The sequence below is a fragment of the Enterococcus raffinosus genome (assembly GCF_001886185.1).
GTDB lineage: Bacteria > Bacillota > Bacilli > Lactobacillales > Enterococcaceae > Enterococcus_A > Enterococcus_A raffinosus.
The window spans coordinates 51,927-64,535 of sequence record NZ_JXLA01000002.1; the positions used below are offsets into that span (position 1 = coordinate 51,927).

Below are 12,609 nucleotides of genomic sequence, written 5' to 3' on the forward strand. Positions count from 1 at the left end.
AGGAGAATAAAGATGGAGTTTAGAGCAGAATGGTCGAAATTGATTGAGACGCAGCCGTTTTGTTTTCTAGGATCGATTACAGAAAATGGCTACCCAATGATCCGGGCGATGCTGAAGCCGATAAAAATTGAAGATAATCAGCTGTATCTTCATACCAATACTTCTTCCAATAAAGTCCATCAGCTTCTAGAAAACCCTAAAGCTTGCTTGTACTTTTATGATGGGAAGACTTTTACTGGAGTTAGTTTGATTGGAGAGATGGAAGTATTAAGTGAAGAACAGGATAAAAGAGAATTTTGGCAGGAAAGTTACGATATTTACTATGAAAAAGGCGGCGGATTACCGGATTTTACAGTTTTGAAATTCACTATTATTGAAGGAGAGTTTTACCAGAATTTCAACGTTCTTACGTTTTAAGAGACAAAAAAAGACCATATAAAGATAGTGTAAAGAAACGGGCGAAAGTTTCACACTATCTTTAGGTCTTTTTTTTATGCTTAAAAAGTAGTAAATAGCGGTCACAATGGTAGGCCATTTTGAAAAGGAGAGAATTTAAATGACAATTATTTTAGGAATGATTGGGTTCTTACTAATGATCTATCTTTTCTGGTTTTTATTTAAGGGGGAAGAGTTATGAGTAGTATTATCTATCAAGGGCTATTTTTCTTGTTTCTTCTATTAACCCTAGCTCTGCCGCTAGGGTGGTATATCAAAGAAATAATGCAAGGAAGAGTACCTAGAGGTGTGCGCTTTTTGCAGCCTGTAGAACGTTTATTTTATAAAGTCATTGGTCCTATTAGTAAAAAAGAAATGACTGCAAAACGATATGCTTTAAATGTGATCGTACTGAGTATTTTCTCGGTTCTATTACTTATTCTTATTTTAATGACGCAGCATTTCTTGCCTGGAGGATCAGCAGTAAAAAATTTATCCTTTCCTCTTGCTTTAAATACAGCAGTTAGTTTTGTAACGAATACGAACTGGCAGGCATACGCGGGAGAAACAACTTTATCAAACGCTTCTCAAATGTTCGGTTTGACCGTTCAAAACTTTGTTTCTGCGGGTGTTGGTTTATCTGTATTAATCGCTTTGTTTCGAGGAATATCGCAAGTAAAACGAAAAGCACTTGGAAATTTTTGGCAAGATTTGACACGCAGCCTGGTGTATATTTTGCTTCCGTTAGCGTTTCTTTTTTCAATTGTCTTGATTTCACAAGGAACGATCCAATCGTTCAAATCAGGGGTTGCTTATCAGGGTTTAGAAGGGAAAAATCTATGGCTGTATTTAGGCCCTGTCGCTAGTCAAGTCGCAATAAAACAATTAGGAACAAACGGTGGTGGTTTCTTTGGTGCAAATTCGGCTTATCCTTTTGAAAACCCAACGCTCCTTTCAAATTTCATCGAGAATATTGCGATTTTATTGATTCCAGCCGCGTTGATTTTTGCTTTTGGATTTTGGGTCAAGGATTGGAAGCAAGGCCGAACAATTATGATAGTCTCCTTGTTCTTTCTTTTATTTGCCTTCATAGGTGTTGCTATCAGTGAATACTATGGTCCAGAAATAGCACGCGTTGTTGGCTCTACGAATTTAGAGGGAAAAGAAGTTCGCTTCGGTGTTGGGTGGTCCAGCCTGTGGTCAGTCTCAACCACCGCAGCATCAAACGGTTCTGTGAACGCGATGCTAGATAGCTTCACGCCGCTTGGTGGAGCTATCCCGATGTTTTTGATGCAATTAGGAGAAATTATTTTTGGTGGTGTCGGCAGTGGTCTTTATGGCATGTTGGCTTTTCTATTATTGGCAGTCTTTATTGCCGGTCTCTTAGTGGGCCGAACACCAGAATACCTAGGTAAAAAAATTGAAGCTTTCGATATAAAGATGGCTAGCTTGGTCATTCTAACACCGCTAATGTTAACTCTTTTTGGCGCAATGGCTTTGGTTTTACATCCAGAGGTTGAGGCATGGTTAACTAATCGCGGTCCCCACGCCTTCAGTGAACTATTGTATGGGGCAACATCCTTAGCCAATAATAATGGAAGTGCTTTTGCCGGTTTACTGGCAGATCACTCGTTCATAAATATTTTGGGCAGTCTAATGATGGCTATTTCAAGATATTTACCAATTATCGCTATCTTACTTCTAGCTGAGAATATGGGAAGCAAGAAGAAAGCTGCATTAAGTTCAGGAACGTTGTCAACAGTTAGTCCAACTTTTGTATCTATGCTAATTATTGTTGTTTTAGTGATCGGAGCGCTAAGTTTTCTGCCAGTATTGGCACTTGGTCCAATCGCGGAATTCTTTACGATGAAATAGATGGAGTGAATAAAATGAAGAAAATCTATCAATGGGCAGCAGGACAATCTTTTAAAAAATTAAATCCTCGCCAGCAGATCAAAAATCCAGTTATGTTTGTTGTTTACTTGGGGGCAGTTCTCACAACGCTCTTATGTTTTTATCCAACTGGAGTTCCAATATGGTTCAGTATCGCTGTCACTATTTTTCTTTGGCTGACCTTACTCTTTGCGAATTTTGCAGAGGCTGTTGCAGAAGGACGAGGAAAAGCGCAGGCAGATAGCTTGAAGCAAGCAAAAAAAGAAGTTATGACCTATAAAATAAACAGTCTGGAGGATATCAGAGAAGAGAACTTTATAGAATTGCGTTCATCAGATTTGAAACGCGGAGACTTGGTCTATGTCCGATCAGGAGAACAGATTCCTGCTGACGGAGATGTCATTGAGGGGGCTGCTTCCGTTGACGAGAGTGCAATTACTGGAGAATCTGCACCGGTTATTCGAGAGTCTGGCGGTGACCGCAGTGCCGTCACTGGCGGTACCACAGTTGTATCAGACTATTTAGTGATTCGTGTAACTTCGGAAAATGGCCAATCTTTCTTAGACAAAATGATTGCAATGGTTGAAGGAACACAACGAAAAAAAACACCGAACGAGATTGGGTTGCAGATTTTCTTGATAACCTTAACGATCATCTTTTTAACGGTCTCAATAACCCTAGTTCCATTTACAGATTTCAGTAGTCAGCTTTCAGGAAAAGGGGAAGCTCTCTCAATGATTATTGTGATAGCTTTGTTGATCTGTTTGGCGCCAACAACGATTGGTGCGTTGATCTCATCAATCGGAATTGCTGGTATGAGTCGTTTAACGAAAGAAAATGTGATCGCTATGAGTGGTCGTGCGATTGAGGCGGCTGGAGATGTCGATGTTCTCCTACTGGATAAAACAGGAACCATCACTTTGGGGAATCGCCGAGCGAGTGAATTTTTACCGGTGAATGGGGTCAGTGAAGAACAGCTTGCTGATGCAGCTCAATTGTCCTCACTAGCTGATGAGACGGCAGAAGGCAGAAGTATTGTCATTCTCGCAAAAGAACGCTTCAATTTACGCGAAAGAGCGTTTCAACAATCAGAAGTGAAGTTCATCGATTTTAGTGCGAAGACACGAATGAGCGGAATTGATTATCGTGGAGATGAAATTCGTAAAGGCGCAGCAGACACGATGAAGAAATATGTACAATCAAAGGGAGAAAGTTATCCTCCTGAATGTGATGACCTTGTCGACAAAATTGCCCGCGCAGGTGGGACACCCTTAGTAGTAGTAAAAAACAATCGTGTTCTAGGGGTTGTCTATTTGAAGGATATCGTGAAAAACGGAGTGAAAGAAAAGTTTGCCGATATGCGAAAGATGGGTATCAAAACGATCATGATCACTGGGGACAATCCTTTAACCGCAGCGGCCATCGCAGCTGAAGCGGGGGTTGATGATTTTTTAGCGGAAGCTACACCTGAAAACAAAATGGATTTGATTCGTGAGTATCAAGAAAAAGGGCACCTCGTCGCAATGACAGGGGACGGTACAAATGATGCACCAGCTTTAGCACAGGCAGATGTGGCAATGGCAATGAATACTGGTACACAAGCCGCAAAAGAAGCTGGGAACATGATTGATTTAGATTCGAGTCCTACTAAATTGCTGCAGGTTGTCCAAATCGGTAAACAGTTATTAATGACTAGAGGAGCATTAACTACCTTCAGTATCGCCAATGACATCGCTAAATATTTCGCGGTAATACCTGTTTTATTCTATAGTATCTATCCACAACTAGATCGTCTGAATCTCATGGGATTGGGCAGCCCGCTTACAGCAATCTTATCGGCTGTTATTTACAATGCGGTAGTTATCGTTGCTTTGATTCCGCTAGCATTAAAAGGAGTGAACTATCAAGAAAAACCTGCTAGTCAAATTTTGCGTCATAATTTGTTGATTTATGGTCTGGGAGGAATCATCGCTCCCTTTATTTTCATTAAATTGATCGACATGGTTCTTTCATTAATCATTTTGTAGAATCTAAATGTATAGAAATGAGGAGGAGATAAACGTGAAAAAAAGCCTATTTGGTAGTTTGCGTTTTTTGATTTTAAGTCTAATTATTTTTGGCGGTGTCTATACTGTAGCTGTTACTGGTGTAGGGCAGCTATTCTTTTCAAATCAAGCTAATGGGAGTCAGGTCAAGGTAGAAAACCATGTCGTCGGCTCATCATTGATTGGTCAAGAATTCAAACAGAAGAAATATTTCTCAGGACGAAGTGAAAAGATTAGCCAGCTTTCACCTGTTTCAAGCGAACAAAAGCAATTGGTTGAACAGCGAACTGAGGTTGAATTGGCAAAGAATCCATCAGAAAAAGAAGTGCCTAATGACCTCGTTACTGCCTCTGCGAGCGGTGTTGATCCAGATATAAGTTTAGCCGCGGCCAAATTTCAAGTCGCTAGAATTTCTGAAGAGCGTGGGCTTTCTCAAGAAAAAGTTTATGAATTAATTGATGATCATCGTCAAAAAGATTGGTTTTCTGATCGAAGTTATGTGAATGTTTTGCAGTTGAACCTTGCATTAGATAAACTAGAAGCATAATCAGTGAGAATTCTCTAGCTGTTTTTAGCAGCTAGAGAATTATTATGTATAAAAAAGGGGGTGTAGTGATGGAAAACAAAGAAGAGAAGCAAATAGGTGATGGTCGTCGTGGCAGACTCCGAGTGTTTTTTGGTTTTGCAGCGGGGGTCGGAAAAACATACGGAATGCTGGCAGAAGCTCATGAATTGCAGTTAATGGGAAAAAATGTAGTGATTGGTTACATTGAACCGCATGATCGTCCGGATACCAATCGCTTGTTAGAAGGCTTGCCTCAAATTCCTCCCAAGAAGATCGCCTACAAACAAATGATCTTAACAGAGCCAGATATTGATCAAATCATCAAACAAAGACCAGAGATAGTTTTGATCGATGAGTTGGCCCACACTAATGCCGAAGGTTCTCGAAATCGAAAAAGGTACCAGGATGTAGATGAATTATTGAAGGCTGGAATCAACGTGTTTACCACTGTCAATGTTCAACATCTTGAAAGCTTGAATGACATTGTTGAAGAAGTAACAGGTATCGAAGTCAAAGAGACGGTTCCCGATACCTTTTTACAACAAGCGACGATTAAGGTCATTGACGTTGAGCCAGATGAACTGATTGAGCGATTGGAGCAGGGAAAAATATACGCAAATGAGAATGCAAGACGAGCGTTACAAAATTTCTTTATCCCACAAAAGCTTGATCAACTTCGGGGATTGGCGATTCAACGAGCTTCGGACCATATCAATCGAATAAGTGGGAAAACAATCGGGATTCAAAGTAAACTGTTGGCAGTCGTGAATGACACCTTTCCTAAAATGACTGAAAAGTGCATACGCTGGACTGCCAGGTTGGCTCAGGGCTTAGGGGCTGAGTGGACAGTCATTCAAATTCGTACGCAGGAAAATACGCCAACGAATATTCCTTTAGCCGAAAAGTTAGGTGCCGAGGTGATCAGTATTGAGGAGGATGACAGCTTTGAAACCATTGTGGAATTTGCCAAAATGACTGGTGTTACTGACATCATCATGGGGAAAAATCTTCGTCAGCCGTGGTATGAAAAAATATTCGTTGAAGCATTTGATGATCGATTATTAAAACGATTGAATGATACCGAGCTCCACCTGATTCCATTCAGCGAAGAGAAGCAATCCTTGTTCTTCAAGACGCGGAAAGTAATCGAAGGAGGCGGAAAAGATTTAGCCATTGCTGTTGGCGGCGTATTTCTGGCCACAATCATCACAGAACTGATGCAATACATTCATGTTGGTGACCAAAACTTGATGCTGATGTATATCTTTTTTATTTTATTAGTTGCCCGAACGACCTCTGGCTATTTTTGGAGCGCCCTTTCTTCCATATTAAGTGTTCTATCCTTTAACTGGTTTTTTGTTGAGCCGTTGTATTCATTAACCGTATACAAACAAGGCTATCCTATCATGTTACTGATTATGTTAGTGGTAGCGCTGATGATCAGTAATCTGATGGTTCGCTTGAAGAAGCAAGCAGATAGTTCCATGGAGAAAGAACATCAGATGGAAATTCTCTATGAATTGAACAAACAATATGTTTTAGCGGAGAGCCGCAAACAGATTCTCGATATCTCAGCCACCTATTTGTCAAGATTGCTAGAACGAGAAGTCATTATTTTTGATCGAAAGGGAACAGTTGAATGTGTTCATTGCGTAGCTGATAAAGCCTCAGTATTAAATAAAAAAGACGAAGCGGCTGTCGCTTTTTGGTCGGCAAAAAACCAAAAAGAAGCAGGAAATGGGACAGATACTCTGGTAGGCGCTAAAGGATTTTACCTACCGATCGTCGCTAGTGGAAAAACATTGGCAGTATTAGGAATTGAACGACGGGCTAATCTTGAACTAGAAAATGATCAGCTCAATTATTTAAAACTTGTATTGACTCAGATTGCGGTCATTTTAGAACAAACCGAACTGAAAGAAGAAAAAGAAAAAGTTGAACGAGAAAATGAACGAGAAAAGGTTCGCAGTAATCTCTTACGAGCAGTGTCTCATGATTTAAGGACACCTTTAACAGTCATTTCAGGAATTGCCGAAACCTTAGGTGCTGCTGAAGACTTAAAAGAAGAAACACGTCAGAAATTATTGAAGGATATTCAGGATGAATCACAATGGTTAATTCGAATGGTAGAAAATCTTCTTTCCATCACTCGAATCAATATGGATACTATGAAGGTGACAAAAACAGCCGAACCTGTCGAAGAAATTATTGAAGCGGTGTACAAGCATTTGAAGAAAGTCTATCCAGAGGGAGAAGTGACTATCCAATTGCCACAAGAGGTGGTATTCATCCAGGCTGATCCTATTTTGATTGAACAAGCATTGTTTAATTTAGTAGAGAATGCCTTCCGTCATGGGGAAAAAAATCACCCCGTTAAGCTGACAGTTCACCATGAGCAGGATGGCACTGTTTTCGAAATAGAAAATTATGGTGAAATGCCGATGAAGCAATTTCAACGAATTCAGTCCAATCTATCTAGTGCCAATGAAGTCCCTGTGGATTCAAAAAATGGTTTAGGGATCGGTTTGAGTATTGTTAAAACAATAATCCACGCCCACAATGGAAGAATGGAAATGACCGTTGGTGAAGGACGAACACTTGTAAGAATTTATTTGAAGTGAGGGAAAGTAAATGAAGCAATCCATATTATTAATTGAAGATGATCCAAATATCACGGATTTTATGGAAGTTGTTTTAGGTCAAGAGCGGTATCAATTGACAATCGCGCGAACAGGCATGGAGGCTTTAACTGCTTTCCAAACCACAACGATTGATCTGGTACTACTGGATTTAGGACTACCTGATATTGATGGTATTGATTTATTGAAAATTCTACGCAAACGCATGCACCTGCCAATTCTCATTATCTCTGCTAGAAATAATGAAGAAGAAAAAGTAACAGCGTTGGATTTAGGCGCCGATGATTATGTCACAAAGCCCTTTGGAACGAATGAATTACTGGCTCGAATTCGGACAGCCCTCCGTCATCAAAACGTTCATCCAGAAACTTTATCCGTAGTGGAAAATAATGCATTGAAAATTGATTTTGATAAACAATTGGTGTACAAGGATGGAAGGGAGATTCACTTAACGAAAAATGAGTATCGCATACTTGCTTTGATGTTTCGTGAATTAGGCAAAGTCGTCACCTATCAAACACTGATGACCGAAGTTTGGGGACCTTATAGCAATGATTCTCAAACTTTACGAGTAAATATGTCTAATATCAGAAAAAAAATTGAGACGGATACACTTAAGCCAGAATACTTAATTACTGAGATTGGAGTAGGGTATCGTCTCCGTGATCATCGCACAGACGATGAAGAATAGAAAATACTTTTACGAAGTCCTTGCTATGCAAGGGCTTTTTATAATGGAATTTCCGGACAAAAATCACTTTTATTAGAAAAGAAACAGCGGATTTGAATAAACTATCTAAGTGTCTCAAGTTTTAGTAGACTAAAATAAATGGAGGTGCAACAATTGTTTATTTTTTTAGTGTATTAATCGTGGCAATCGTCTTATTTTTAAGCTTCAAACGCTTGATAGAACAGTCGAAGAATCCTACTGGTATTTTGGGTATGTGGATGATGAACATATGGAATCAGGCGTATTTGCCCATGGTCAAATGGACATTTAAGTATATAACGGTTTATCCCCCAAAAAATGTATTAGATATTGGAATCAGGAATGGCGCCTCAACAAATCTCATTCGCAAACATTTTCCAACTAATACGATTTATGGGATTGATTGTTCTAGTACTGCTGTAGAAGAAGCCCGAAAAAGAAATAGGGATGATGTAATCATTAAACAAGAAAAAATTGAAGAGACTGATCTTCCAACTAATTTTTTGAATTGGTATTTGCTTCCCAAACGCATTTTCATTGGGAAAAATTGGATCAATCCTTTTCTGAAATAAAAAGAATCTTAGCACCAGAAGGAGAACTATGGATTGCTTGTGAGCAAACAAAAGTAAACTATTTTCTGCCAAATTTAGTAGAAGAGGAGTATCTTCGAGCTTACCAAAACGATTTAGGTCTAGAACTTGTTGACATTTATCAAACGACACCGTGGTTTGTTACCGAATAATGAACTATACAAGCCAATAATTTAAAGCGTTTAATTATAATTATTATTGATTGATCACAATAGATTGACGATGTTAATGATTATCTTTCTCATTTAGGTATTTCTGTTTTCAATTAGAATTTTCAAGTGATATTCTCATATTGAAGATAAATGGAGGCGTTCGTATGAGTAATGTAAAGAAGTTTTTGTTAACTGTAATGATCGGGATTGTAGCATTAATTTTAGAATTTGGTTTTCATCAAAATCAGTTGGCTTTTTGGTTAATTGCGATTGTTGGTGGCGTAATGACCATTTCTATGCTGATTGGAATGATTGAAACGCTTCGCTCTGGAAAATATGGAGTGGATATTTTGGCGATCACTGCCATTGTTGCTACGTTACTAGTGGGTGAATATTGGGCCAGCTTAATGGTTTTGATCATGTTGACTGGCGGAGATAGCTTAGAGGATTATGCTAGTCATCAAGCTAGTCGTGAATTACGTTCTCTTTTGGATAATTCTCCTCAAACGGCTCATCGAATCGACGGAGAGAGAATAAGCGATTTATCCGTTGAAGAAGTGCAGGTAGGGGACATCATCTTAGTCAAACCAGGAGAAGTGGTTCCAGTTGATGGTCGTGTGCTTTCAGGAGAATCTTTTGTTGATGAATCTTCATTAACAGGTGAATCCAAGCCAATAGAGAAGAAAATCAACGACGAGTTAATGTCAGGCTCTATTAATGGGTATGCTGCGTTGCGTTTTAAAGTAACAAAGGCAGCAAAAGACAGCCAATATCAGACACTGGTAAAACTAGTCAAAGAATCTGAGGCAAAACCAGCTCATTTTGTTCGCTTAGCGGATCGTTATGCTGTTCCTTTTACAATTATTGCCTATGTTATTGGCGGAGTTGCTTGGTTTGTATCAAAAGACCCTGTTCGTTTTGCAGAAGTCTTGGTCGTTGCTTCTCCATGTCCATTGATTTTAGCAGCACCGGTAGCACTAGTAGCGGGCATGAGTCGTTCAAGTCGTAATGGGATTGTCGTGAAAACAGGATCGACCATTGAAAAACTGGCACGAGCAAAAAGTATTGCTTTTGATAAAACGGGTACGCTAACAGAAGGTAGATTATCTGTAGAAAAAATCAAAGTAGTCACAGCCGAGGTTTCTCCAGAAGAATTAATGATCTATGCTGCTAGTGGTGAACAAGACTCTAGTCATATCCTAGCGAGATCCTTAGTTGCCTACGCAAAAGAAAACCATCTATCATTATTTCCAGTAACAAATTTGGAAGAAGTAACTGGCCAGGGAATCCAAGCTAGCGTTAACGGAAAAGAACTTCGTGTAGGAAAGGCTGTGTTCGCAGACGCACCTGTTGAATTGAGCAATGAACAAACGGCAGTTTATGTTTCTATAAACAATACCTATGCGGGATACATCACCTTCACTGATATTGTGCGTGAAGAATCTGCTGAAACGATCACCTCATTGAACAGATTAGGTATTGAGAAAACCATTATGCTAACTGGAGATCATCAACCAATTGCAAATAAGATAGCTAGCGAGGTTGGCATTTCTGAAGTTCATGCGGAGTGTTTGCCAGAAGAGAAAATCAATGTATTAAGAACGTTAAGTGAAGCTGAACGACCAAGTATCATGGTAGGTGACGGCGTCAATGATGCGCCAGCGTTAGCGATCGCCGATATTGGAATTGCGATGGGGGCACATGGTTCGACTGCTGCTAGTGAAAGTGCCGACGCAGTAATCTTAAAAGATGATTTAACTCGTGTCTCTGAAGCTGTTAGACTCTCACAAGATACGATGCGAATTGCTCGTCAATCTGTGTTGATCGGTATCGTGATTTGTGTGATATTAATGCTGATTGCAAGCACAGGGGTAATACCCGCATTACTTGGTGCAGCATTGCAGGAGGTTATTGATACTGTTTCCATTTTATCTGCTCTGCGGGCACGAAAGGATTAGTAAGTAATACAAAAAAAAGAAGATAGGCGGCCAGATTTCATTTTCGAAATTGACCGCCTCTTATAATTTCCTTGGAAAATCCGTATCTTCACAAAAGAAAGTCTAAAGGTTTTATAATTTTACTGATCAGATCCAACAGCTTTTGTTTCGTTGGATGAACGATACGATGTTTGAGCTCATTTTTTTTATAAGTAGTTAAATTTTTGACCTGCAAACTTTCTGATTGATACTCCTGCATGATTTTTTCTAACTGATCATGAAAACCTGGGCTATCAATAAAGATCATATTCTCGCTGCTTAAAAAGGCGGAACGAGAGTCTAGATTGAATGAACCCACAGCACCAATCGTCTGATTTAGCAAAATAGCTTTATGATGAAGAGAACCATCGCCCTGATATTCCCAAATGTTCATCTGCTTATTTAACTGCTCCTTCTGATGTAAATAACCAGCATAAGCAAACAAATTAGGAGAGGTCGCTGCAGAATTGGTAATCAAGGTCAAGTCTTTAGGAAGCGGTTTCTTTTTAAAGTGCTTCATTTTATCAGAGATGATGACATACGGACTTTGAATGATCGCTTTCTCAGATTCTTCTACATAACGAACGAGCTGTTTCCAGAGCAATGGTTTTTTGACTAATGTGCCGACAGGATTATGAAGTAACAGCCCTGTATTGATCCTATGAAAATCCAAGGTTGAAAGAATTTCTTGTCGCAATACTTTTTCATGACGATTGTTCGCCTTTCTAATTTCATTTGTCAGGTTGTTCAAGGCTCTTCCAGTAAAAGGGCGTGACGAATGGGAACGATTATAGTTATAGCGAGAAGCCCAAAGCTTGTTGAAGTATTTTCTTCCTTGAGCAATCAACGAATTTTTTGATGAAGGACCATCCTTTTTAATAATTAGATCATAGTCATAGGTCGCTTCGTAATCTTCGGATTTTAACATGAAACGATTGCCTATATTTTTTCCAGAGGATAGAAAATAATTATCATCCGCTAAAATTAGCTTATCGTGTAATACATTATTGATTTCCCATGGCTTTAAAAGATTTAAACCACCCACGGTTTTTACTTCAATATTTTTTTCATCACGAAATATTTCAAAAGGGATTCTGCTGGTGATACTCATCTCAGTGGCTAGACCGTTTAAAAGCAGTTTGATTTTAACACCGCGTTTTGCGGCCTCTAAAAGTTTTCCTACGAAGATTAGCCCGCTATCATCATCAGAAATCGCATATTGCGATATATATAAGGTACTCTGTGCACTATCTATGAGCTGACAACGCAATGCCAAAGCCTGATCAAGCTTTGCCGTAACACAGACTGATTCATTTTGAATTTTTTTTGCGTAGAGGGCTTTTAAGGGTTCAGTCTTATCCTTTTCAGCTTCTTTAGCTACTAAATTTATTTGGTGAAGGTTGTAGACACATACGCAAAGACCAAAATAAATGAAATAGATAAGTAAAAAGATGACTATTTTTTTGAACAAAGAAAAGAACTTCATGCTATGATCCCCCATTCGTATCCTCAGTCTCTATATAAACAGTTTATCATATAAAAATTTAGAGGGAATAATCTTGAAAAAATCAATGTAAGCAAAATAAGACAGTCTTTCGGTCTAAT

The 12,609-nt window shown here is 39.1% G+C and carries 10 protein-coding genes; 9 read left to right on the forward strand and 1 reads right to left on the reverse strand.

Annotated features, from left to right (window positions below; all coding sequences use genetic code 11):
• Nucleotides 1-12 precede the first annotated feature (12 nt).
• From RV13_RS01165 to RV13_RS01200, 9 genes are all read left to right on the forward strand, one after another.
• Entirely contained in the window at nucleotides 13-417 is a 405-nt protein-coding gene (locus RV13_RS01165; RefSeq protein WP_010743416.1) for a pyridoxamine 5'-phosphate oxidase family protein, read from the forward strand.
• A 216-nt stretch (nucleotides 418-633) separates the two neighbouring features.
• Nucleotides 634-2,310, forward strand: coding sequence for a potassium-transporting ATPase subunit KdpA (kdpA, locus tag RV13_RS01170; protein WP_010743417.1), 1,677 nt, complete (start codon nucleotides 634-636; stop codon nucleotides 2,308-2,310).
• A gap of 14 nt (nucleotides 2,311-2,324) precedes the next feature.
• A complete protein-coding gene (gene kdpB, locus RV13_RS01175) occupies nucleotides 2,325-4,355 on the forward strand; it encodes a potassium-transporting ATPase subunit KdpB (RefSeq protein WP_010743418.1) in 2,031 nt (676 codons plus the stop codon).
• A gap of 34 nt (nucleotides 4,356-4,389) precedes the next feature.
• Nucleotides 4,390-4,920, forward strand: a complete 531-nt coding sequence (locus RV13_RS01180; protein WP_010743419.1) for a potassium-transporting ATPase subunit C — start codon at nucleotides 4,390-4,392, stop codon at nucleotides 4,918-4,920.
• Nucleotides 4,921-4,988: 68 nt separating this feature from the next.
• A complete protein-coding gene (locus RV13_RS01185; protein ID WP_060789063.1) occupies nucleotides 4,989-7,559 on the forward strand; it encodes a sensor histidine kinase in 2,571 nt (856 codons plus the stop codon).
• Nucleotides 7,560-7,569: 10 nt separating this feature from the next.
• Nucleotides 7,570-8,268 carry a response regulator transcription factor gene (locus tag RV13_RS01190; RefSeq protein WP_010743421.1) on the forward strand — a complete coding sequence of 233 codons (699 nt, stop codon included), beginning with the start codon at nucleotides 7,570-7,572 and terminating at the stop codon, nucleotides 8,266-8,268.
• A 179-nt stretch (nucleotides 8,269-8,447) separates the two neighbouring features.
• On the forward strand, nucleotides 8,448-8,858 hold the full coding sequence (locus RV13_RS20650) for a class I SAM-dependent methyltransferase (RefSeq protein WP_051095868.1): 411 nt from the start codon (nucleotides 8,448-8,450) through the stop codon (nucleotides 8,856-8,858).
• Nucleotides 8,834-9,028, forward strand: coding sequence for a hypothetical protein (locus RV13_RS21640; RefSeq protein ID WP_051095871.1), 195 nt, complete (start codon nucleotides 8,834-8,836; stop codon nucleotides 9,026-9,028). Before RV13_RS20650 ends, RV13_RS21640 begins: the two co-directional genes overlap by 25 nt.
• A 164-nt stretch (nucleotides 9,029-9,192) precedes the next feature.
• A complete protein-coding gene (locus RV13_RS01200) occupies nucleotides 9,193-10,986 on the forward strand; it encodes a heavy metal translocating P-type ATPase (RefSeq protein ID WP_060789062.1) in 1,794 nt (597 codons plus the stop codon).
• A gap of 88 nt (nucleotides 10,987-11,074) precedes the next feature.
• Here RV13_RS01200 and RV13_RS01205 read toward each other — a convergent pair whose 3' ends face one another.
• The gene (locus RV13_RS01205) at nucleotides 11,075-12,490 is read right to left on the reverse strand and encodes a phospholipase D-like domain-containing protein (RefSeq protein ID WP_141759754.1); all 1,416 of its coding nucleotides are present in this window, start codon (nucleotides 12,488-12,490) and stop codon (nucleotides 11,075-11,077) included.
• Between the last annotated feature and the right edge of the window lie 119 nt (nucleotides 12,491-12,609).